Source organism: Lysinibacillus sp. NPDC056232, from assembly GCF_042267565.1.
Lineage (GTDB): Bacteria > Bacillota > Bacilli > Bacillales_A > Planococcaceae > Lysinibacillus.
Map to the genome: position 1 here is coordinate 71,803 of NZ_JBHJTF010000006.1, position 23,697 is coordinate 95,499.

Consider the following 23,697-nt stretch of genomic DNA (forward strand, 5'->3'; position numbering starts at 1 on the left):
CTGCTCCGCTTGTGTGGGAAAGTGATCGGGTAGAGTGGATAACTGCTCCGCTTGTGTGGGAAAGTGATCGGGTAGAGTGGATAACTGCTCCGCTTGGATGGGGAAGTGATCGGGTAGAGTGGATAACTGCTCCGCTTGGGTGGAAAAGTGATCGGGTAGAGTGGATAACTGCTCCGCTTGGATGGGAAAGTGATCGGGTAAACGGTCACCTGCTCCGCCCAGATAAAGAAGTACTCAAATAAATCCCCTCATCGCTCTAAGTAGTGTATGACATTTCCTAGTGCGAAAATTGGTATTATATCGAATTGTTCTATAAAATAGAGATAAGTATGCTTGCTAACAGGAAGAGGTGCAGTGAGTGAAACAGTTTGATATGAAGATTACTTCGTTTGAGGCAGTCTATAATTTTCGGGATATGGGTGGTTATAAATCGAGAGATGGGCGTGCTGTTAAGAATGGTTTGATTTATCGTTCAGCAGCACTTGGGAAAATGACGAAAGCAGATAAGGAGCTTTTTGAAACGCTAGGTGTGAAAACAATTTTTGATTATCGAGACAACCATGAGGCTCAAAATAATCCTAATCCGATATTCTCGCATGCCAAGTATATTCAAATACCAGCAAAGGGAAATCATGCTTTTGAGATGCCTACAAACACGGGTGGAAGAGATTTTTATAAGGTTGTAAGCCCAGAGATGTTTCGAGAATTTTATGCACAAATGCCTTTTAATAATGCCTCGTTTAAGGAACTAATAGCAACGATTCAACACCCTGAAAATTTAGGGCTTGTTCATCATTGTGCGGTCGGGAAGGATCGAACAGGTATTGGCAGTGCACTTATTTTACTTGCTTTAGATGTACCTGAGGAAACGATAATGGAAGACTATTTAGATACAAATGTACATTTACATCCCTTAGTTGAACGAATGGCTAAGACAGTGCAGCAAGATTATAGCGATCAAGAATTACAGCAATTTTATGCTTTAATGTCTGCCCGTGAAGACTATTTACAAGCAGCATTTGATGCTATGGATAACCGATATGGCTCTAAGACAGCTTTTTTAGAGCAAGAGTTTGGCCTAACAAATGAAAAACGTAAGCAATTGCAGGACTTTTGCTTACTATGATAAAAAACCCTTTCACATAAAATTGTGAGAGGGGTTTTTTGCGTCTTATATTAGCTTTGCATAATCTTTTAACTTCTTTCAGTAAGTGTTTTCGTAGTGAAAGTGAACGCCAGCTCAGAAGTCTCCCGGCCTTAGGACGCAATTATGCAGAGGCATAATTGATTGTTTCAATATAAAAACTCTTTACAGCCTAAAAATCTATGATAAGATACTATATATTTTTAACGGGCAGTAATTTATCTATACCGAAGACAAAAAAGGTAGTTGAAAGATTAACAGTCCGTAAAATCTTTAAGAAGCGTATAGGAGAAGTGGAGAGTATTGGGAGAAACATTGAGAGAAAGTGATATAAAAGAGACAGATAAGTTAAGCTTATTTCATTTAACATGGCCGATATTTTTAGAAGTATTTTTATTTATGTTAATGGGACTAGCCGATACTTTTATGCTCAGTGCTTTATCAGATAATGCTGTATCAGGAGTTGGTGCAGCCAATCAATATATTCATATTGCAATTTTAATACTTGAAGTAGTTGGTAATGGTGCTTCTATAGTGGTATCTCAATATTTGGGCTCAAGGCGTTTTTTGGAAGCTGCGAAGATTTCTGCTTTAGCAGTAACGATGAATTTAGCCGTTGGACTAATGATGAGTGTTTTATTTTTCTTCTTCTCAAGTCATTTAATGACTATGATGAACTTGCAAGGAGAAGTGCTTAAATACGCTCAAAGTTATTTGATCATTATAGGAAGCTTCATTTTTTTACAAGCAATTATTAATGCCTTAGCAGCGATTATCCGAGTACATGGATGGACAAAAGAAACAATGTATGTATCTCTAGGTATGAATGTGCTACATGTTGTATTAAATTACGGTTTGATCTTTGGTAACTTAGGATTACCGGAGTTAGGTGTAAAAGGAGCGGCTATTTCCTCAGTGATAAGTCGTGGTTTAGCAGTTCTTGTGTTTTTCTGGCTGTTGTATCAAGTCATGGGAGTAAGAGTAAAGCTAGAATATTATTTCGAGTATTCAAAGGAATATGTTCAAAAAATATTAAATATAGGCTTACCGTCAGCATTTGAGCAGGTGCTTTATCAGTTCTGTCAGATTGTCTTCCTTTATTATGCAACATACTTAGGCGCAGAGACACTTGCGGCAAGACAATATGCTATGAATATTTCGATGTTTACGTATTTATTTGCGATTGCGATCGGAACAGGTACAGCTATAATTATTGGACGAAATGTCGGTGCTGGTAAAAAGGATCAAGCTTATCATCAACTTTGGACAAGTGTACGTGCAGCTTTTGCCTTTACGATCACTATGGTTGCAGTTGTGACGATATTCCGTAAGCAACTAATGCACGTTTTTACAGATAATCCAGAGGTAATAGCCATCGGAGCGTCTGTCCTAGCATTAAGTATTCTACTTGAAACAGGGCGTACAATGAATATTGTAGTGATTAACTCGCTGCGTGCCTCAGGGGATGCAAGATTTCCGGTGAAAATTGGTTTCTTATCAATGGTATGTATGAGCCTCCCGCTCGGTTACTTGTTCGTCTTCGTTTTACATTGGGGGTTAGTAGGTATTTGGCTAGCAATTGCGGCAGATGAATGGATGCGAGCCATTATCGTATACTTTAGATGGAGAAGTCGTAAGTGGGAGCGTTTTGCACTTGTTTCACCTACAGAACAGAAGGAGGAAAATTAATGGGGGCACTTTCTAAAAGAGCTGCAGGGGCAGCGTTAATGGATAAAAATATAAAGCTTTTTGCTTGTCCAATTTGTCAGGAGTCAATGGATGTTATTGAGCAAGGTAGATTAGTATGTTCCTCAAATCATTCTTTTGATATTGCCAAACAGGGCTATGTCAATATGCTGACACATGGTGCTGTTTCTAAGTACAGTAGAGATCTCTTTGAATCTCGAAAAGCGGTTATTGATAGTGGAATCTATGATGTAGTAGAAGATAAAATCGGAGAGCTAATTGCTAATGCAGAAACCGTGCTTGATACAGGTTGTGGTGAGGGCTCACATTTAGCCCGTATTACGGAGGATAAAAATGGTGCCTGTATTGGCATTGGTATTGATATAGCAAAAGAAGGCATCCTTGCTGCATCTCGACATTATCCAGAGCAAATTTGGTGTGTCGGTGATTTAGCGAAAAGTCCATTTGCAAAATCAAGCTTCGATGCCATTTTAAATATTTTATCACCTGCCAATTACGAAGAATTTAAACGTCTATTAACTCCGAATGGTTGTGTTGTTAAGGTTGTACCTCAAAGCGGGTATCTACATGAGCTTCGAGCACAATTATATGCGGATTCCACGAAAGAGTCGTATTCGAATGAACAAATAGTTTCTCGATTTAAAGAAAGTTTCACAGATGTTAGTGTAGAACGTATTACTTATACGGTACCACTAGCTACAGAGCTTGTACCAGCACTGCTTGAAATGACACCAATGGGCTGGCATAAAAAAGAGGAAGCCAATATCCATTTAGAAGAAATTACGATTGATGTTGATGTATTAGTGGGAAGAGTTTAATTATTTCACCTGCAATTGCAGTATACTGGTCTTTTCGATTACAATGGGAATAACTATTGAATAAGGTAGGAATGAAACAGTGTATAAATTTATAGCGAAATTTGTAAAAGTGATATTAAAATTAACGGGCTCAAAAGCGCGTGTATACGAAGAGCAAAACTTACCGAAGGAAGGTGGGTTTATTATTGCATGTACACACACGGGCTATGTTGATATTTTAAATCTTGGTGTTGCTGTATACCCTCGAGAAATTAACTTTATGGCTAAAAAGCAATTGTTTGATATGAAGGGTATTGGCTGGCTTATAGAGCGTTTAAATGCCTTTCCAGTCGACCGTGACAATCCAGGCCCAAGTGTTATTAAAATTCCTTCGCAGCTATTGAAAGAGGGAAAAATTGTTGGGATTTTCCCATCTGGTACGCGAAATGCAGAAGGATCGGATTTAAAGCAAGGTGCGATTACAATAGCGCAATTGTCAAAAGCACAAATTGTACCAGCCGCTTACATTGGTGCGCGTAATGCTGGTGATGTCTTTAAGCGTGGAAAAGGTTATCTGATTTATGGTGAGCCGTTTTATGTAACGGGTAAAGGTAAAGAAGGGCGCGAGGAATTTACACATCGCCTTGAGCATGAATTAGTAGCATTAACCGAAGAATTAGAGAAGCGAGTTGCAGCAGAAAAGAAATAAAGTGAAATATCATTCAGAGGAGAACCCTCTGTGTGAAGAACCCAAACTAATATCTTCACATCCTTTTGAAGTAGTAGCTTACTGCTAGCAATATGGGATAACTTAGAAGGCGCTCAGAATCGATTGATTTTGAGTGCTTTATCTTCAATTCAGCAAATGTTTTCTGTGCGAAAGCGAAGCGACAGCAACAAATGTTTTCTGTGCGAAAGCGAAGCGGCAGCTATAATTGGATCAAGGCGAAATTGATTGTAGGAGGACATAAAAATGATTCGAGTACTTTTTGTATGTTTGGGGAATATCTGTCGATCACCAATGGCTGAAGCGGTCATGCGTGATTTGGTAGAGAAAGAGCATTTGAGTCATAAAGTCGAGGTAGATTCAGCTGCAACAAGCTCTTGGCATATTGGCGAACCACCTCACAGGGGAACACAAGCTAAGCTAAAAGAATATGGAATCTCAACGAAAGAGATGCAAGGCCGACAATTACAAAAGGCTGACTATGAAAATTTTGATTACATTATTGGCATGGATGAAAGCAATATACGTAATATCCGAACGACGCTTGGGAATCCTGATTCCCCAAAGATCTTCCGCTTTTTAGATTTAACTGACCATCGAAAAGACGTACCTGATCCGTACTATACAGGAGATTTCCAAGAAACCTATGATTTAGTTTTAGAAGGCTGTCATGCACTATTAGAAAAAATCAAAGTAGAAAACCAATTGTAAAGTGGCGGTTCATCATCAAAAGTAGTGGATGACTTTTGTTAAAGCGTCTACTATGTAAATAAGTTGATTGGAGTGGAGGCTGGACGCCCCCCCAGGAAGCTTTGCTCTGCGCGAAAGCGAAGCGTCAGCGGCAAATGTTTTCTGTAGCGAAAGCAAAGCGCCCAGCCGGAACGGAAATCAACCACACGTTTTGGTGATGATCCCAAGTGGCTCTAAGTGAAACAATTTTTTACAATTAATAACTTAATAAAGTTACCTTAAACATTGGCATATCTAGCTTTGTAAGCATCATTTGTGTTATTATTTTCAGAGTAAAGATACGAGAAGTATTTAATCACCATTTACAGATGTGCAACTGCGCATCTATGATTTTTATAAACTTATTATTTGAAAGAGAGTGGAAACAATGGGTCGTAAGTGGAACAATATTAAAGAAAAGAAAGCGTCTAAAGACCAAAGCACAAGCCGTATCAATGCAAAATTTGGACGCGAAATTTATGTGGCAGCTAAATCAGGCGAGCCAGATCCTGAATCAAACCGTGCCCTTAAAGTTGTTCTTGAACGAGCAAAAACATACAGTGTTCCTAAACATATTATTGAAAAAGCCATTGATAAAGCGAAGGGTGGCGGCGATGAAAACTTCGACGAATTACGTTATGAAGGTTTCGGACCAGCAGGCACTATGTTAATCGTTGATGCTTTAACGAATAATGTTAACCGTACAGCTTCTGATGTACGTGCAGCATTTGGTAAAAATAATGGGAATATGGGTGTCAGTGGATCTGTTGCCTACATGTTTGATTCAACGGCAGTTATCGGTTTAGAAGGTAAATCAGCAGATGAAGTTCTTGAAATTTTAATGGAAGCAGATGTTGATGCTCGTGATATTCTGGAAGAAGATGAGGCTGTCATTATTTATGCAGAGCCGGACCAATTCTTTACTGCACAAGAAGCACTAAAAGCAGCTGGCATTCAAGAATTTACAGTAGCAGAGCTTTCAATGCTTCCACAAACAGAAGTAGCATTAACTGGTGACGACGTAGCGAAATTTGAAAAATTAATTGATGCATTAGAAGATTTAGAGGATGTTCAAAACGTTTACCATAATGCTGATTTAGGCGAATAATATAAACATATAAAACCAGTAGCAATTTAAAGCTACTGGTTTTGTCTGTAGAAAAAACGATACTCCTGATGGCATAAAGTTATATGGTAATAGGCTTTTCTTGGATATAAAAATAATAATCAAACATATCCTATTATTATTTAGGCTGAATCTCTTTGATATTTTAATCCATACTATTTTGGTTCATCTTGTCTACTCATAATAATGATGAGGAGCCGTTGATTTTTCACGGGGAGTGGCGACTTCAGCGGGATGAGCTTGCGCTGAAAGCCCCGCAGGAACGTAGTGACGAGGAGATTGAAGCCAAGCCCGCGGAAAGCGTCAACTGAAAATCAACCTTTGTCTATGGATACACTTTAATTTATTCTTTTATCGACAAACTAAAGCCAGTAGCAATTATAGCTACTGGTTTTTAACTTCTTTCAGCGGGTGTCCAAACATCCGCTGAAATAGAGGAACTCAGTCTAAGAACGCCACGTCCTGTGGCAACGACTGAGTGACCAACATCACGTTGGCCCAAAGCCTCCGGCGGGTGTCACGGAATCGGAAAGGAGTTAATAAAGGATGTTAGCCTAAAATCATCGCATCCATGCGATAACGGCTAACTGACCTGCATCATGCAGGCCTAAGCACAAAGCCGATTCCGGACGCAATTATGCCGAGACATAATTGATTTAGGGAGGAAAACGGTGCAAGCTCTTTTAGCGATTGCAATATTTTTAGTAACTTTATTTTTTGTAATAGTGCAGCCACGTAAAATATCAATCGGCTGGTCTGCTTGTTTTGGTGCTGCAATTGCGTTAACGCTCGGAGTTGTTACCTGGCAAGATGTTGTTGAGGTGACAGGGATTGTTTGGAATGCAACGTTATCGTTTATAGGAATTATTTTTATTTCACTTATTTTAGACGAAATAGGATTCTTTGAATGGTCTGCCCTACATATAGCACGCGTGGCAAAGGGAAGTGGTATACGCTTATTCGTTTACCTTTCCTGTCTAGGTGCTATTGTTTCAGCATTATTTGCCAATGATGGTGCAGCTTTAATACTAACACCAATTGTTCTCGCAATGATCCGTAAATTGAATTTAACCGATAAAATGATCTTTCCATTTATTATTGCAAGTGGCTTTATAGCAGACACAACATCCTTACCGTTAGTCATTAGTAATTTAACAAATATTGTGTCGGCAGACTATTTCGGTATTGGGTTTATGGAATATGCCCTACATATGCTGATACCGAACTTAGTTTCTTTACTAGCAAGCATAGTTATACTTTATATTGTCTTTCGCCGTTCGATTCCAAAAGAATATTCACTCGAGGCAGTTGATAATCCAAAGCTCGCCATTCGTGATTCGAGATTATTTTTATTATCATGGTATGTTATAGCCATTCTATTAGTTGGTTTCTTAACGAGTGAGTTTTTCAAAATTCCAGTGTCATTTATTTTATGTGGTGTAGCAGCTATCTTTTTCCTACTAGCACGACGTAGCCATATTGTAGATACAAAGAGAGTTGTGAAAGGGGCACCGTGGAATATTGTGTTCTTTTCTATCGGTATGTATGTGGTTGTTTACGGCTTGAAAAATGTAGGAATGACAGGATTGCTAGCAAGTCTATTAGAGCACGCTATACAGCAAGGGTTGATGGTAGCGACAATAACGATGGGGTTTGTAGCAGCGATTTTGTCAGCTATTATGAATAACCTACCAACTGTAATGATTGATGCATTAGCTATTGCTGAAACTAGTGCAACGGGAATTATTAAAGATGGGCTTATTTATGCAAATGTCATCGGCACAAATTTAGGTCCTAAAATGACACCGATTGGCTCACTTGCGACATTGTTATGGCTCCATATACTGAAGCAAAAAGGAATAAAGATTGGCTGGGTTCAGTATTTGAAAATAGGTATTATTTTAACAATCCCAACCCTTTTCGCTACTTTAATAGCTTTAGTGATTTGGATTAAAATCATATCATAGGCGAGAACTAAGATAGTGTCTAAACATTTTAACTTCTTTCAGTAAATGTCTCTTGTAACGAAAGTGCAACGGCAGTTACAGAAGTCTCACACCTCTATAGGTGGTGTGATGAATACAGTTTTAAGTCACTTTTCAGCGGGTGTCCAAACTTCCGCTGAAATAGAGGAACTCAGGCTAAGAACTTTACATCCTGTGAAAACGCCTGAGTGACCAACATCGTGTTGGCCTAAAGCCCCCGGCCGATTCCAGACGCAATTATGCCGAGGCATAATTGATTTAAGATAAAAATCAAAAAACTATTTTTCTATAAGGCATATCCCTGTAGAAAGATAGTTTTTTCTTAACGATTGAAATGTGTATATGCATATTTGAAGCTCCTCTTTAAAAATTTGGAATCATATTTGTTAGATTTGGAGTGAAGGCTGAACGCCCCTCCAGGAAAGGGCCCAGTAGGAATGGAAACCACCCCCCACGTTAAGTTATCAAGCATATTTGCGTAAAAAGGCGAATAATTCAAACATAAATTACGTTTTACCCATTGTGGAAAATTCCAAATCATAACATAATATAGATTAATAGTCATAGTGAAAGAGGAGAAGAGGGGGGCTAAAGCATGAAGTTTTCACGTTCGATACAGGGGAAACTAATTATCATTTCATTAGCATTATTAATTATCCCTAGCTTAGTTATAGGTTTAGTTAGTTATAGTAAAGCAAAAAAAGGTATGGATGATATTGGTGAACAAGTTATTAAAAATAGTGTTGAATCTTCTTTGCAATTAATAGAGCTTGCAAATGAGAGTGTTAAAAGGGGCGACGTTCCTTTGGAAGTTGCACAGGAGAGAGTGCGGGAGGCGTTTCTAGGACCAAAGGATAGTGAAGGAAAGAGGCCAATTAATTATCCTGGAGACTTAGGAGAGTATGGTTATCTATATGTTTTAGATGATAAAGGGACATTGACAACCCATCCGACTCGAGAAGGGGATAGCCTATGGAACGATCAAGACAGTAGCGGAAATTACTTTATTCGGGAAGTAACCGAAAAAGCACTTGCCGGTGGGGGATATACTCAATATGAGTTTGCGCTACCGGGTCAAGATGTATTAGCTGATAAAATAATTTATTCTGCAAAGGATCCTAATTGGGGATGGATCATTGTATCAGGTACATATATGCAAGACTTTAATAAAGGGGCTAATTCATTATTACTCGTTATTGGTATTACATTATTAGGTGCCATCATTATAGGTACTGCAGTTGTCATAATGGTTTCAAGACATTTAGCTTTACCAGTGCGAAAATTATCTAAACGTGTACGTGAGGTAGCCAAGGGGAATTTAACTGTAGAAATTGAAAATCTACAACGCTCAGATGAGATTGGTCAGTTAAATGAAGGCTTTAATGAAATGGTTGATCAACTGAAAACATTAATTACAGATGTAGAGGAAGCTATTGTAGAAATTCAATCGACATCGTCAAATTTAACATCTGTGACAGAGGAAACAAACGCTTATGGAGATGAAATAGTAAAAGCGATAAATGAGGTTTCAAACGGTGCAGTAATGCAAGCTTCAGATGCAGAGGATACAAATAGAACTGCCATTGATTTTGCACAACAGATTGAAGTATTGCATGACAAAAATGAAGTAATGCTTGATGCATCTCAACATATGAAGCGATCCAATCAAGAGGGGCTCTTAAATTTAAAGAGCTTAAAAGAGACATCACACGAGTCTTCAGAAGTGATTAATAATGTTCATGCTGTATTTAATAGCTTAATTGTGAAAGTCAGGGAAATTGAAGGGATTGTCGGTACTATTACGGAGATTTCTGATCAGACGAATCTACTTGCATTGAATGCATCTATTGAGGCGGCTAGAGCTGGGGAGCATGGCAAGGGCTTTGCAGTTGTTGCTGAGGAGGTACGTAAGTTAGCGGATCAAACATCTGTAGCAACAGAGCGAGTGCGTACAACCTTAAAGGGAATTGAAAGTGAAACTAATTTGGTGAACGATGAGATGAAGAAAACAAACATCATTGTTCGTCAGCAAAATGATTCGGTTGCCATAACAGAGTCATCCTTTAAGGAAATAGAATTGGCCGTAGAAGAAATCATTTCGATCATTAGCGAAATGACTACAGGAGTAGAATATTTGAATAGCTCAAAGAATAACATTATGCAATCTATCGAAAGCATTGCGATGATTAGTGAGAAAAATGCTGCTGCATCAGAGGAGGTAACGGCATCCGTTGATGAACAACAGCGTGCCATTCAGGTTGTTAGTGAATCTTCCAATGATTTAACAGATGAAATAACAGCGTTACAGGATTCTATTAAGCGCTTTATATTAAGATAATCGATCAGGATGTTTGTACAGTAATTTTAGTACAAGCATCCTTTTTTTTCTCTGCACGTTAATAAATGGTAAGGGGGGATCAGTCGTGAAGAAATGGGTAATAAGATTAGGGGTTATACTACTTGCTATTTGTTTTGTTGTTTATATTTGGCTCGGCGAGGAGATGAAACAAGGGGTCCAGCCAGCGGCAAATGGAACAGCTACATACATGATTGTCCTGGGAGCGAAGGTCAAACCGGGAGGAATTCCATCGCTTTCTTTGAAAAATAGATTAGAAGAGGCTGTAAAGTATTTGAAAAAGTATCCTCATGTAAAAGTGATTGTGTCAGGTGGAAAAGGGAGAGATGAAGATCGGACAGAGGCTTCAGTCATGCTTAAATACTTACAGGACAATGAGATTGATACTAATAGAATAGTAGTGGAAGACCAATCTACTTCAACTTATGAGAACTTATTATTTGGTAAAGAACTTTTGCCTAAAGGAACTAAGAAAATCACGATTGTCTCTAATGATTTTCATTTAAAGCGTGCAAAATATTTAGCGGAGTCTTTAGGTTTTGAAGTAGATGTCGTTGCGGCAAAAACGCCAAAATCGGTGGAATTAAAGTTAACGCTACGTGAAAGGGCAGCATTATTAAAAACATATGTATTTGGCCATTAATTTATTTCTTAATACTATAGATTTGGCATATAATAGAAATATAATGGGGTATATGAACAGAAAGAGGGGACTTCTATGAAAATATTTAAAGACTATGAATACAGCCGTCCAAATATCGAGGCAATGAAAGAGCAACAATTATCCTTAATTGACCAATTTAAAAATGCTCAAACTATGGACGAGCAAAGTGAAATAATTGAAAAATTAAATGGATTGAGCAATGATTACGCTACAATGGCAAACTTAGTGTACATTCGTGCTTCGATTGATACAAATGATGAATTTTATCATGCAGAACGCGATTATTTTGACGAGGTTGGACCTGAGTTGGAAGAGGTAACAACAGAATATTATAAAGCGCTAATCGTTTCACCATTCCGTGAGCAGTTAGAAGAAAAATGGGGTCAGCAATTATTTGATTTAGCAACCTATCAAATTAAAGGCTTTTCACCAGCAGTCATTGATCTAATGCAAAAGGAGAACAAGCTCGTTTCAGAATACAATAAACTTGTTGCCTCTGCGCAAATTGACTTTAATGGTGAAACATTAACGCTTGCTCAGCTTGGACCATATGCAGAGTCTACTGATCGTGAAGTGCGTAAGGCGGCTACGGATGCACGCTTTGGCTTTTTTGCTGATCATGAAGAGGAATTTGATCGACTTTATGATGAGCTAGTTAAGGTGCGCCATGAAATCGCTGTTAAATTAGGCTATAAAAACTATGTCGAGCTAGGCTATATTCGAATGAATCGCATTGATTACAATGCAGAGATGGTAAAGAAATTCCGTGACCAAGTTCGTGATTTAATCGTACCTATTGCCACAAAATTATATGAGCGTCAGGCAAAGCGTATTGGTATTGCTGACTTTAAGTTCTATGATGAAGCATTCAACTTTGTATCGGGAAATGCTACACCAAAAGGCGATCCTGAATGGATTGTTGCGAACGGTAAAAAAATGTATGAAGAGCTATCACCTGAGACTGGTGAATTTTTCAACTTTATGATTGATCATGAATTAATGGACTTAGTGGCGAAGAAAGGAAAAGAGAGTGGCGGTTACTGTACATTTATTGAAAACTATCACTCACCATTTATCTTCTCGAACTTTAATGGTACTTCTGGCGATATCGATGTGTTAACACATGAAGCTGGACATGCTTTCCAAGTCTATTCAAGTCGTAACATCGGAATCCCAGAATATTTATGGCCAACATATGAATCTTGTGAAATTCATTCGATGAGTATGGAATTTTTCACATGGCCATGGATGGAGCTATTCTTTAAGGAAGACACCGAAAAATATAAGTTCACACACTTAAGTAGTGGCTTGTTATTCCTTCCTTACGGTGTTGCAGTTGATGAGTTCCAGCATGTGATTTATGAAAATCCGAATATGACGCCAGCTGAACGTAAAGCTGCGTGGAAAAAAATTGAGGAGACATATTTACCACATCGTGAATATGATCATAATAGCTATCTAGAAGCAGGCGGTATATGGCAACGTCAAGGACATATTTATTCAAGTCCGTTCTATTACATTGATTACACGTTAGCGCAAATTTGTGCATTCCAATTCTGGAAACGTTCACGTGAAGAATTTGAAGCTGCTTGGAAGGACTATGTTCATTTATGTGGTTTAGGAGGCTCTATGTCCTTTACGAAGCTTGTGAAAGAAGCAGGCTTAATTTCACCATTTGAGGACGGTTGTGTTGAATCGGTTATTGGTGATATTGAAGATTACTTAAATTCAGTAGAAGATACAAAATTATAGACTACTACGTTATGCGACATTAGTGGAAATTCGCGACACTCCTGTGGGGAAACAATCCGTCCGAGCTTTCTCAGATGCTATAGCATTTGAGGGGCTTGCGAGGATTGCCCGTTGGTGAGTTGCGAATTTTTTAGTTTAGAAACTCTTTTATTTGGAAATTAAATAGTAGGATACTTGCGAAATGGTTAATATATAAGTAGTATTTTCAGTAACTGTGATAAAAGGAAGTGAAGAAAGTGACGAGGAAAGTTTGGTTTCAAGTAGGCGTAGGGGTTTTGCTTGTTCTACTAGTCATTAAATATTTTATAGAGATTCATTGGATTTTTTCGCCGCTTGTAATTATCTTAAAGGCTATTTTTATACCTTTGTTACTTGGCGGTGTTTTGTATTATGTTACGGAACCGATTCAAAGGTTTTTAGAGAAGCGTAAATTTCCGAGATGGGCAAGTATATTAACGATAATCATTGGACTTATAGCGCTTGTTGGTGGCTTTGGTTGGATTGTTGGTAATCCAATTGCAGTGCAGGTTAATAATTTAGTGAAAAATGTACCACAGATTAGTGCTAGCATACAAGATGCAGCCGATTATGTGTTGCGAAACAAAGATAACTTCCCGCCACAGTTAAAAGATTTTATCGACAATATGGCGAATTCTGTGCAGCATTTTGCCGTTGTAGCAAGTAAGGGGCTAGTTTCGTTTTTACAATCAGTTGTATCCGTTTCTTTATTAGCTATTTTAATTCCATTCTTCTTTATTTTTATGTTGAAGGATCATGAAAAATTTGCGCCGTCAGTTTATAAATATTTCAGTGGTGAACGTCGAGAATGGGTGAAAAAGACGTTAAGTGAAATTGACGATGTTTTACGTAGCTATATTCAAGGACAGCTACAGATTAGTTTTTTACTAGCATCCATTATGTATGTAGGGTATTTAATTATAGGTCTAGAATATTCGTTGCTACTTGTTATATTCGCGTTCTTTATGAATATGATTCCGTTTATTGGACCGTGGATCGCCTTTACACCAGCACTGATTGTGGCCGTTGTTCAGGATCCAGTGTTAGTCATATGGGTGTCTGTTGTCACACTCGTGGCGCAGCAAATCGATAGTAACTTTATAACGCCTAATGTAATGGGGAAAACACTCGATATACATCCGTTAACAGTTATTACAGTTATTTTAGCAGCAGGTAATATTGCAGGTTTCATCGGTATTATCATTGCTGTACCATTTTATGCAGTATTAAAAGTGATCGCATCCAATATTTATGATGAACGTAACGTGATTAAGAAAAAGGCTACGAAGTCTGTATAGGAGTCGAAAAAATGGAACAAGAAATTGTGAAAGTTTTTAATGAACAGCATGAACAGATTGGGACAGCAACGAGAGCAGAGGTACATGAAAAAGGATTATGGCATGAAACATTCCACTGTTGGCTTGTCAATGAGGACTATATCTATTTCCAAATCCGTAGTTCACAAAAAAAGGACTACCCTGGCTTGCTTGATATTACAGCGGCGGGGCATCTATTGGCCGTAGAGACAGTAGAATCAGGAATTCGTGAAGTGAAGGAAGAACTAGGGCTCGATGTCGACGTACACGAAGTTGTTAAAATGGGCATGACATCTTGTAGTATCGTTTCGGAAAACATGATAGACAATGAATTTTGTCATGTTTATATATATCCATTCAAACATGATTGGGAATCATTTGAACTGCAATATGAGGAAGTGTCAGGAGTCGTTCGAGCAAAACTTGATGAGGCAGAGGCATTCTTTTTAGGAGAAACAGCTACTCTAAATATTGAAGGCTATGAATATTTCCCTGATGGTCAACGAGCGAAAATTGTGCGCCCGGTAGGTACAGCACAATTTGTCCCTTACCGTGAACTATACGTTGCTCATGTTATTCAGTTTGTAAAAGATAAAATGTTATGAATTGTGGGGGGACTGGGGAAGTCTTCCGTAAGAATTCTGGCATAATTGTAAAAGGTAAAATCCGCTTCGCTTTCCGTGGACAAGGTATGAGCAACATCATTGTGCTCTTGCTTTTTCCTGGGAGTTTAAGCGGACTTTTTTGTCTTTATAGGAAAAATGATTAGGCTCTGATTTCTTGTCTCATCATCAATTTTGTTAAAGAGTATGTCATGTATATACGTTGATCTTCGTTCCTACTGGGTGACTCCTTAGGGATTAGTAATAGAGGAAAGAAGGCTAAAAGCGTCACGTCCTGTGATAACGCCTTCTACGTTATAGTGATGTGATTTTCTAATTTGGGTCTCTCATCTTAATTTAGGGATGGCGTTTTGTTTAAACGTATGCTATGCGAATAAGTTGATTGGAGTGGAGATTGGGCGACTCCTCGGGGATTAGCGTCACAGATGAGACCCTGCAGCGAAGCGAAGCGGCTCATCGGACGCCCCCAGGAAAGCGCCCAATCGGAACGGAAATCAACATACACGTTATAGACATCAAACTTTACTTTTAGTACTACCTATTTTATTTCGATATAACAGGAAGAATAAGTTATACTGTAAGGTAGATTGAATAGAAAAGGAGCATTTTTATATGCTAACATTTGAACAAAAGCAAGCCATCATCGACTCATTTCCTGAACTTACGAAGAAGGAAATTTCATTAAAACGCTTAAATTATCACTTTATGGATAGCCTTTACGAAAAGACCATTGTTGTTGAAAAGCTACACCCAAATGGCAACGGCTTCGTCTTTGTTGGTGATTTATTGCGCTACGAGAAAGAAGCAAGCGATAAAGGTCTAGTCAATATTCGTGACTACGATGAACAACAGCTTCGTGAAATTATTGAAGATGCCATTCAATATTTATCGGAAGAAGCAGAGGAGCAAGAGCCAATCGAAGAGATATGGCAAAATCGTGAAGGTGCTCAATTAATGCTAGCCTTTGAGCAACGTTCGTGGAATGTTTATCATGGAGAAAATTTAGAGGAAGCCTTTGGTACACACGATGCTGCGAAAGAATATTTACTTGAAGAAGGTTTTCGTAAAAAGAAATAAGTAATTCGGGGGATACTAACGAATGAATGGGAAAAAATTAGTGGGAATAGTTATTGTTGTTGTTCTAGCTGCTTGTTTATTTTCAGTATTTACGATCACAAAATTTTATAAAGATCATAAGGAACAGCCAAATAGTGAAAATCGCGAAATTAATAAGACAAAGAGCTTGAATTTAATTTTGCCGCAGGCTACAATTATCTCGAATTCAAGGTAATCGAGAGGTGGACTGTAAATGCAACACGTTTTTCATAAAGGAACAGATGAAACAAAACCAACTTTTTTATTGTTACACGGTACAGGTGGGAATGAACAAAGCTTAATTGGCCTTGCAAAGGAAATTGATGAGACAGCAAGCATTTTAAGTGTCCGTGGAAATGTACTTGAAAATGGTATGCCACGCTTTTTCCGTCGATTAGCGGAAGGTGTTTTTGATATAGAGGATTTAATTTTCCGTACGAAGGAATTAAATGACTTTTTATTAGAAGCGGCACAGCAGTATGGTTTTGACCGTAATCGAGTTGTTGCTATCGGCTACTCTAATGGCGCGAATATTGCTGCTAGCCTATTATTCCATTATGAGGATGCTCTAGCAGGTGCAATCCTGCATCATCCAATGGTGCCTAGACGCGATATTAAATTGCCTACACTTTCTTCTATTCCTGTCTTTATTGGTGCCGGAACGAATGATCCAATGTGTACTGCTCAGGAATCCGAAGACTTAGAGACGCTTTTAACGTCAGCTGGGGCAGAGGTGACAACTGCATGGTTTAATTATGGTCATCAGCTTACAATGCCTGAGGTACAAGCAGCAAAAGAATGGTACGACCGTATTTATTCAAAATAAGGAAAAATCCGCAACCTTTGTGAGGGAGCGGATTTTTTTAACTTCTTTTAACAAGTGTTTTCGTAGCGAAAGTGAAACGTCAGCTACAATTATTAACGTAAAACGCAATTATACTGAGGCATAATTAATCTCCGCTTATTTTTGTTTCTTCGCGAAAGGTAGCCACCAATTCCAATCCCCAAAGAGCTTCATAAGACTTGGAACGAGCATGAGACGAATAATCGTTGCATCGATGGCGACTGCAATAGCTATACCAACCCCAATTTGCTTCACAGGCATCACATCTGTGAAAGCGAATGCTCCTGTTATAACAATCATAATAAGCGCTGCTGACGTAATGATACGGCTTGTAGAGGTTAGACCATCAATCGTGGCACGTGTATTATCCGCCCCTTTTTGATATTCCTCTTGAATACGAGATATTAAAAAGACTTCATAGTCCATACTTAAGCCGAATACAAGACAAAATACGATTACTGGAATAATTAGGACGATCGAACCAGCTTCAATACCTAAATGTCCATATTGGAAAATGTAGACGAGAATACCGAAGGCCGATGAAAGTCCAATGATATTCATAATAATCGCTTTCAGTGGGATTAAAATAGAGCGGAAAGCGAGCATTAAAATAAAGAATGTTGATACGATAATAATGGCTACAGCCAAGAAAATTTTACTAGAGATTTCATCGAAAATTTCTTGGTTGAATTTCGCGTGACCTCCGAGAGCAAAATCGACACCTAAATCTTTATCTTTCCATGTTCGAGCAAATTGTTGAGCAGTAGTGGATGAACCGGCTGCATCCAGTGTAATTGGGATAAAGAGTTGTTTATCTTTAGAAAACGTATTTAGAATTGGTGTTAATTGTTCTGCCACTTGGGGAATTTTCAAAGAAGCCGTCAGTTCCTCAGGAGACTTAATGTTAGCCGTCGTATAAATGGTTGATACTTGCTTCACTAGAGGGTCATCAAGTAACTTTTCTTGAATATTGTAAATAAGTTCTCTTGCCTCACGATCTTGCCAACCTTCCTTACGTTCTGCTAGCAAATATAAAGTTGAGGTATCACCAAGTCCAAACGTTTCGTCTAATTGATCATAAGCTGCACGTGCCTCATATTTTGTTGGTAATGAATCCACCTGAGGAATTGTAAGTTTAATATCCTTCAATGGAATCATACCAATACCTAGTAATAATAATGCCACAATAACGATGGTCACTGGATGTTTCATGACAAAGCCAGCAAAGCCACGCCAACGATTTGCTCCACCAGACTTTACACGTAATAAACGCCATTTATTTAGGCGATCCCCTAATAGCATCATCGTAGCAGGTAGTAAGGTTAAGCCAGAAAGTACTGCAAGGAATACAACAATTGCGCCTCCTAAAGCGATATTTTGAAAAATTTCAACGTCGATGACAATCATGGCACCTAAGCCGATCATGACACAAACAGCAGAAAAGATAATAGAGCGACCAGCTGTCTCTATCGCCGTTTGAATAGCCTGTACAATGGATGTATGTGCACGTTCTTCGCGATACCGGTTAATAAACAACAAGGCAAAATCAATGCTTAATGCAAGTCCAAGCATTGGTACTATATTTAACACAAAAATCGATAAATTGATATTACCGCTAAACAAAGTCAAAATTCCAAACGCAGTGACAACAGTAACAACCCCGATAATGATAGGTAAGATTGAAGCAACGACAGTACCGAAAGCTAGTAATAGCACTATGATAGCGATTGGTAAGCCTATTGCTTCCGCTGATGCTAAATCCTTTTGACTTGCTGTATTGATATCTGCTGAAATAACAGGCCCGCCTGTAATGCTCACACCGTCATCCTCTATTAATGAACGGATGTCTTTCACAACATCAGGTAGATGATCAACATTATTTTTCATATGAATCATGGCATAAGCTATACCATTCTTTTGTAAAGAAGCATCATCAAGTGGTGACTGGATTGAATGAATCTCCTTAACTTTTTCTAATTTTTTTAATGTATCTTGAATTTTCTTATCGTCAGCTGGATAGAAGACGACCAAAATTGTATCAGAAGGCATATCAAATGTTTTTGCCAGCTCATTTGTTACGTAGGTATGATCGCCTTTAACAAAAAAACCATCTCCATGAAGCTTACTTGGAAGTTGTATGGCAAACATAGCCATGGTAATAAAAATTACGAACCATAAGACTACGATAGCTTTAGCATGGGTTGTTATAAAAGCTGAAAAAGTTTTCATAGTAGGTACTGTCCTCCTTTTTTAAATAGTGTAAAGGATGTGTCGCATTTTGTCGTGTGACAATGAAAAGACTCCTGTTCAACAAGGAACAGGAGTCTTAGTATGCGATCAAAATCAATTATGCCTTGGCATAATTGCGTCCAGAATCGGCTTTGTGCTTAGGCCTGCACGATGCAGGTCAGTTAGCCGTTATCGCATGGATGCGATGATTTTTAGGCTAACATCCTTTAAGCACTCCTTTCCGATTCTGTGACATCCGCCGGAGGCTTTGGGCCAACGTGATGTTGGTCACTCAGTCGTTGCCACAGGACGTGGCGTTCTTAGACTGAGTTCCTCTATTTCAGTGGGTGTTTGGACACCCGCTGAAAGAAGTTAAAAGAATAACGATAACAAAAAGTAAATAATAGCTGCCATAACTGCAGAAATTGGCATTGTAATAACCCAAGTAGTTACAATTTTACGCGCCATACCCCAGTTCACACCACGTACACGTTGTGCAGAGCCGACACCCATGATAGAGGAAGAAATAACATGTGTTGTAGATACTGGTAGGTGAATTAATGTAGCACCGAAGATTATTGAAGCAGATGCTAAATCTGCTGCAACTCCGTTTACAGGACGGATTTTCATGATTTTACCGCCGACTGTTTTAATAATTTTATAGCCACCGATAGAGGTACCAAGCCCCATTGCAGTTGCCGCTGCAGCTCGTATCCAGAAAGGAATTTCATCTCCTGAATGCAAACCACCAGCGATTAACGCCATCGTCATGATCCCCATTGCCTTTTGTGCATCGTTTGTACCATGTGTAAAAGATTGAATTGCAGCTGTGAAAATTTGCATCGTACGGAAACCTTTATTCGTACGATATAAATTTAAGTTTTTAAACCATAATTTAAACAGTGTCATCATAATAAAGCCAGCGCAAATCGCAAGGATTGGTGATAGCACTAGGGCCATAATGATTTTAGTGAAACCACCATAGTTTAGAACTCCGAAGCCGGCAGATGCAACTGCTGCACCAGCAATGGACCCAATCAGAGTATGTGAAGAACTCGATGGAATACCGAAATACCATGTTAGTAAGTTCCAAATAATAGCGGAGATTAATGCTGCTAAAATAACGATTGAGCCTGTCGTGTCTCCTTCAAAAGCATTTAAAGAGAATGGATCTACAATGTCTTTTGTTAGAGCCTTTGCAACACCGACGAAAGTAATAGCTCCGATAAAGTTCATCGTCGCAGCCATCATGATAGCTACGCGAGGTTTTAATGCTCTAGTGGAAACTGAAGTTGCGATAGCATTTGCTGTATCATGGAAGCCATTGATAAAGTCAAATGTTAGGGCAAAGATAACGACCAGTACGGTTAGAATAATGATTGTGTTCATTGTAAGTGCCCATCTCCTAATTACGCGTTACGCATGATAATTGTTTCCATAGTATTTGCAACGTTTTGGCAATGATCAGCGATATCTTCAAGTTGTTCATATATATCTTTATATTTAATAATTCGAATTGGATCTTTTTCATTTAAAAATAGTTGTTTAATAGACGAACGTTGTACTTCATCACACTCACGCTCGTAATCTTTAATTAGAATTGCGTGTGGGCGCATGCCAATAAGATTCTTTTTCTTTAACTCTTCTGTTGCTTTCACAATTTCATCTGCACCTTTTGAAATATAGCCTAAGAAAGTACGCATCGATTCGTCAACTTCTGTTAGAGAGAACATTTCAAAATGAGCGATACAATGCTCCGTACCATCTAATACGTCGTCCATACGAATTGCAAATTCTAGAATGTCTTCGCGCTCGATAGGTGTCATAAATGATTTGTTTAGCATCACGATTAGTTCGTGAATGAGCTTATCACCAGCTGTTTCGTAATTTTTCATAGTAATGCTAATCTCTTTTAGGTCAGCTACACTGTTAATACGAAAATCATTTGCGTAATGTACGGCCTCTCTCATATTCTCAGCAATTTTATGCAAAGCTATAAAGAAAGGGTCTTGTTTTTTTGAGTTAAGCATGTAAATCGAATCCTCCTGGATATAAATAAATTGGCCTCTAAACTTTACTATCATAACAAAATCTTTAATTTATCTACATAAAATTCTTCTATTCTCCATAAAACTTTACAATCCTGTAATATACAATTTGTTCATAAAATAATAAGGGCATTACTGTATTTGTTTTTATTAATACAGAAAAGAACCTTGAGAGTAGGTTTTGTAAAGAGTTGCCCCTTCTGTTTCATACAAAAAGATGCTATTGGAACATAAAATTTCGAATAAATTTTTGAATGAATTGTAAAGAGAATGTAAAGGAATTGTTTTGTTAATAGTTTCTCCTTTTCTTAAGAATATCTTCATTTTTATCCTTCAACTTTATTAAGAATTCTTTACTACAATGGAGAAGGAAAGGCTCATAACCTAAAATTTAGGATGACTTTTGTAGGAAAGGAAATCAACCTACATTATGGTGATGAATCTAAAGAATGTGGAAGGGGCGTTTATTTGAAAATGATTCAAGTCGAAAACTTACAACATACATTTTTAATTGGAAAGAAAGGCAAGGAAAAGCAGGTTCCGGTATTAAAAGGTGTTAACTTTGAGGTGAAAAAAGGAGAGATTGTCGCAATTGTTGGTAAAAGTGGCTCTGGTAAATCAACCTTATTACAAATATTAGCTGGATTTATGAAATCCGAACAAGGATCTATTAAGGTAAACGGAAAGGAAACAGCTAATCTCACTGAAGTAGAAAGTGCAGCTTTTCGCTTGCAACAGTTCGGATTTATCTTTCAAAACTTTCAACTGATGCCAGGCTTAACAGCGTTTGAAAACATAGAACTACCACTGAAATTACAAGGTATCAAGAAAGCTATGCGCACAGAAAAGGTAAAAAAATTAATGGACAAGGTTGGTTTAACGGAGGTGGCAGACCATTACCCAAATGAATTATCGGGCGGTCAGCAACAGCGTGTTAGTATTGCGAGAGCCCTAATTACAAATCCACCTATTTTGTTGGCAGATGAACCGACAGGAAGTCTTGATTCGGAAACTGAGCAAGATATATTGCTGCTCATTCAAAGTCTAAACCGTGAGCTTGGTTTAACATTTGTCATCATTACTCACGACGAGGAAGTAGCAACAATAGCACATCGACGTTTCCGCATGTACGACGGGGAACTTGTAAAGGAGAAAGCATAACATGTTATTTAAAGATCAATTAGATTTTGTTACACAGCATATAAAGAAAAATAAATTACGTGTGTTTATGACAGTACTAGCGGCAACGATGGGCTGTGCATTTTTGATTGTCCTCGCATCAGTTGGGTTTGGGCTTCAGGATTCCATACGTAATGAAATATTATCGGATGAAAAGGTTACGAAAATTCAAGTGTTTGGTAATGATCAATTTACAGAGGAACAAATCCATGAAATAAAAAGTATAGAACATGTGGAAACGGTACTCGAAACGATTACTGTCAATGCATCTGCGCATTCATTTTTTGAGGGTCGAGATACACAATCTGATGTATACGTTGCGAATATGCATGATTTTGAGCAAGTAAATGGCAAGCTTGAGGAAGGGAAATATCCAACAAAGCCAAACGAAATCGTTGTAGGTTATCATTTTGCTCAAACATTAATAAATGATGCTGAGCGTAAAATTATTGAAGAAAAGAGTAAAAAAGCTGAAGCAGAAGGCACGTATTATAATGGTAGTGAGGAAGGTTATAAGGACTCATTAATTGGTAAAGAGATCGAATTATCATTAATGCCACATGCTGATGGGGCAGAAGAGACAGAGAAAATGAAATATACGATTGTCGGTGTTATGAAAAAGCCTTCTTATGATTGGATGATCAATAGCTCTATCTATATGGATACAGAGCAAAAGTCAATGTTAACTTCAAATTTAGCTGCAACAGGTAAAGTTAAAGAGGATGACATGTTTTATTCGGAGTTCAATATTTTTGCGGATAGCATGGAAAATGTAAAGCCGATATTAGATAAACTAAAAGACAAAGGCTATAGTGTTTATTCAGTTACTGAACAATTGGATCAAATGAATGTATTTTTCCTAGTTTTAAAAATCGGCTTAATATTTGTAGGAACAATTGCTGTCTTGATCGCCTCGATTGGCATTTTCAATACAATGACAATGGCAGTTACAGAGCGTACTCGTGAAATTGGTGTTTTAAAGGCAATCGGAGCAAGTCCAAAACTTATTCAACGATTGTTCTTAATGGAAAGTACGTTCATTGGTATTATTGGTACTTTGATTGCGGTAGCCATTTCATATGTTATTAGCTTTGTAGCAAATGCTGCATTGCCTTTAATTCTAGAAGCAGCAACAGGTGAAGATGCATTTAGTAAAAGTGAAATTACATTTTCACTTATTCCTTGGCAGCTCGTTCTTATTGCATCAGCGATTAGTATTGGGGTAGCGATGATTTCAGGCTATCGTCCAGCACGTAAGGCCACAAAAATTGACGTTATTCAAGCATTACGACAAGAACTATAATAGAAAGAAGGCGGTCAAGAAGTTACTGGACCGCCCTTTTAATTTGATTAAGCAA

At 38.1% G+C, this 23,697-nt stretch carries 21 protein-coding genes; 18 read left to right on the forward strand and 3 right to left on the reverse strand.

Annotation, left to right across the window (positions count from 1 at the left end; genetic code table 11):
- Nucleotides 1-358 precede the first annotated feature (358 nt).
- The 16 genes from ACFCYJ_RS06750 to ACFCYJ_RS06825 all read left to right on the forward strand — a co-directional run bounded on the left by ACFCYJ_RS06750 (nucleotide 359) and on the right by ACFCYJ_RS06825 (nucleotide 16,865).
- Nucleotides 359-1,126, forward strand: coding sequence for a tyrosine-protein phosphatase (locus ACFCYJ_RS06750; protein WP_376072384.1), 768 nt, complete (start codon nucleotides 359-361; stop codon nucleotides 1,124-1,126).
- Nucleotides 1,127-1,447: 321 nt separating this feature from the next.
- Complete coding sequence (locus ACFCYJ_RS06755; RefSeq protein WP_376072387.1) at nucleotides 1,448-2,833, forward strand: MATE family efflux transporter; 1,386 nt, start codon at nucleotides 1,448-1,450, stop codon at nucleotides 2,831-2,833.
- The gene (locus ACFCYJ_RS06760) at nucleotides 2,833-3,669 is read left to right on the forward strand and encodes a putative RNA methyltransferase (protein ID WP_376072390.1); all 837 of its coding nucleotides are present in this window, start codon (nucleotides 2,833-2,835) and stop codon (nucleotides 3,667-3,669) included. Before ACFCYJ_RS06755 ends, ACFCYJ_RS06760 begins: the two co-directional genes overlap by 1 nt.
- Before the next feature lie 79 nt (nucleotides 3,670-3,748).
- The gene (locus ACFCYJ_RS06765; protein ID WP_376072393.1) at nucleotides 3,749-4,357 is read left to right on the forward strand and encodes a lysophospholipid acyltransferase family protein; all 609 of its coding nucleotides are present in this window, start codon (nucleotides 3,749-3,751) and stop codon (nucleotides 4,355-4,357) included.
- A 264-nt stretch (nucleotides 4,358-4,621) separates the two neighbouring features.
- Nucleotides 4,622-5,086 carry a low molecular weight protein-tyrosine-phosphatase gene (locus tag ACFCYJ_RS06770; protein ID WP_376072396.1) on the forward strand — a complete coding sequence of 155 codons (465 nt, stop codon included), beginning with the start codon at nucleotides 4,622-4,624 and terminating at the stop codon, nucleotides 5,084-5,086.
- Nucleotides 5,087-5,492: 406 nt separating this feature from the next.
- Nucleotides 5,493-6,212 (forward strand): YebC/PmpR family DNA-binding transcriptional regulator, encoded by a 720-nt coding sequence (locus tag ACFCYJ_RS06775; RefSeq protein WP_376072400.1) that lies wholly within the window; start codon nucleotides 5,493-5,495, stop codon nucleotides 6,210-6,212.
- A gap of 689 nt (nucleotides 6,213-6,901) precedes the next feature.
- A complete protein-coding gene (locus ACFCYJ_RS06780) occupies nucleotides 6,902-8,197 on the forward strand; it encodes an arsenic transporter (protein ID WP_376072403.1) in 1,296 nt (431 codons plus the stop codon).
- A 613-nt stretch (nucleotides 8,198-8,810) separates the two neighbouring features.
- Entirely contained in the window at nucleotides 8,811-10,553 is a 1,743-nt protein-coding gene (locus ACFCYJ_RS06785; protein WP_376072406.1) for a methyl-accepting chemotaxis protein, read from the forward strand.
- Nucleotides 10,554-10,638: 85 nt separating this feature from the next.
- The gene (locus ACFCYJ_RS06790; RefSeq protein WP_376072408.1) at nucleotides 10,639-11,214 is read left to right on the forward strand and encodes a YdcF family protein; all 576 of its coding nucleotides are present in this window, start codon (nucleotides 10,639-10,641) and stop codon (nucleotides 11,212-11,214) included.
- 75 nt (nucleotides 11,215-11,289) lie between these two features.
- A complete protein-coding gene (locus ACFCYJ_RS06795) occupies nucleotides 11,290-12,987 on the forward strand; it encodes a M3 family oligoendopeptidase (RefSeq protein WP_376072411.1) in 1,698 nt (565 codons plus the stop codon).
- A gap of 236 nt (nucleotides 12,988-13,223) precedes the next feature.
- The gene (locus ACFCYJ_RS06800) at nucleotides 13,224-14,303 is read left to right on the forward strand and encodes an AI-2E family transporter (protein WP_376072414.1); all 1,080 of its coding nucleotides are present in this window, start codon (nucleotides 13,224-13,226) and stop codon (nucleotides 14,301-14,303) included.
- An 11-nt stretch (nucleotides 14,304-14,314) separates the two neighbouring features.
- Nucleotides 14,315-14,926, forward strand: a complete 612-nt coding sequence (locus tag ACFCYJ_RS06805) for an NUDIX hydrolase (RefSeq protein WP_376072417.1) — start codon at nucleotides 14,315-14,317, stop codon at nucleotides 14,924-14,926.
- A gap of 400 nt (nucleotides 14,927-15,326) precedes the next feature.
- Nucleotides 15,327-15,476, forward strand: a complete 150-nt coding sequence (locus tag ACFCYJ_RS06810) for a hypothetical protein (RefSeq protein ID WP_376072420.1) — start codon at nucleotides 15,327-15,329, stop codon at nucleotides 15,474-15,476.
- Nucleotides 15,477-15,556: 80 nt separating this feature from the next.
- A complete protein-coding gene (locus ACFCYJ_RS06815; RefSeq protein ID WP_376072422.1) occupies nucleotides 15,557-16,021 on the forward strand; it encodes a hypothetical protein in 465 nt (154 codons plus the stop codon).
- A gap of 22 nt (nucleotides 16,022-16,043) precedes the next feature.
- Nucleotides 16,044-16,235: a hypothetical protein gene (locus ACFCYJ_RS06820; RefSeq protein WP_376072425.1), complete on the forward strand. Its 192-nt coding sequence runs from the start codon at nucleotides 16,044-16,046 to the stop codon at nucleotides 16,233-16,235.
- 18 nt (nucleotides 16,236-16,253) lie between these two features.
- Nucleotides 16,254-16,865 carry an alpha/beta hydrolase gene (locus ACFCYJ_RS06825; RefSeq protein ID WP_376072427.1) on the forward strand — a complete coding sequence of 204 codons (612 nt, stop codon included), beginning with the start codon at nucleotides 16,254-16,256 and terminating at the stop codon, nucleotides 16,863-16,865.
- Nucleotides 16,866-17,000: 135 nt separating this feature from the next.
- Here ACFCYJ_RS06825 and ACFCYJ_RS06830 read toward each other — a convergent pair whose 3' ends face one another.
- From ACFCYJ_RS06830 to ACFCYJ_RS06840, 3 genes are all read right to left on the reverse strand, one after another.
- Nucleotides 17,001-19,112 (reverse strand): MMPL family transporter, encoded by a 2,112-nt coding sequence (locus ACFCYJ_RS06830; RefSeq protein WP_376072430.1) that lies wholly within the window; start codon nucleotides 19,110-19,112, stop codon nucleotides 17,001-17,003.
- 372 nt (nucleotides 19,113-19,484) lie between these two features.
- Nucleotides 19,485-20,501, reverse strand: coding sequence for an inorganic phosphate transporter (locus tag ACFCYJ_RS06835; protein WP_376072433.1), 1,017 nt, complete (start codon nucleotides 20,499-20,501; stop codon nucleotides 19,485-19,487).
- Between the two features lie 20 nt (nucleotides 20,502-20,521).
- Nucleotides 20,522-21,142: a DUF47 domain-containing protein gene (locus ACFCYJ_RS06840; protein WP_323647740.1), complete on the reverse strand. Its 621-nt coding sequence runs from the start codon at nucleotides 21,140-21,142 to the stop codon at nucleotides 20,522-20,524.
- Nucleotides 21,143-21,634: 492 nt separating this feature from the next.
- Between ACFCYJ_RS06840 and ACFCYJ_RS06845 the strand changes: the two genes are divergently transcribed.
- Nucleotides 21,635-22,321, forward strand: a complete 687-nt coding sequence (locus ACFCYJ_RS06845) for an ABC transporter ATP-binding protein (protein WP_376072698.1) — start codon at nucleotides 21,635-21,637, stop codon at nucleotides 22,319-22,321.
- A 1-nt stretch (nucleotide 22,322) separates the two neighbouring features.
- A complete protein-coding gene (locus ACFCYJ_RS06850) occupies nucleotides 22,323-23,642 on the forward strand; it encodes an ABC transporter permease (RefSeq protein WP_376072437.1) in 1,320 nt (439 codons plus the stop codon).
- Nucleotides 23,643-23,697 lie beyond the last annotated feature (55 nt).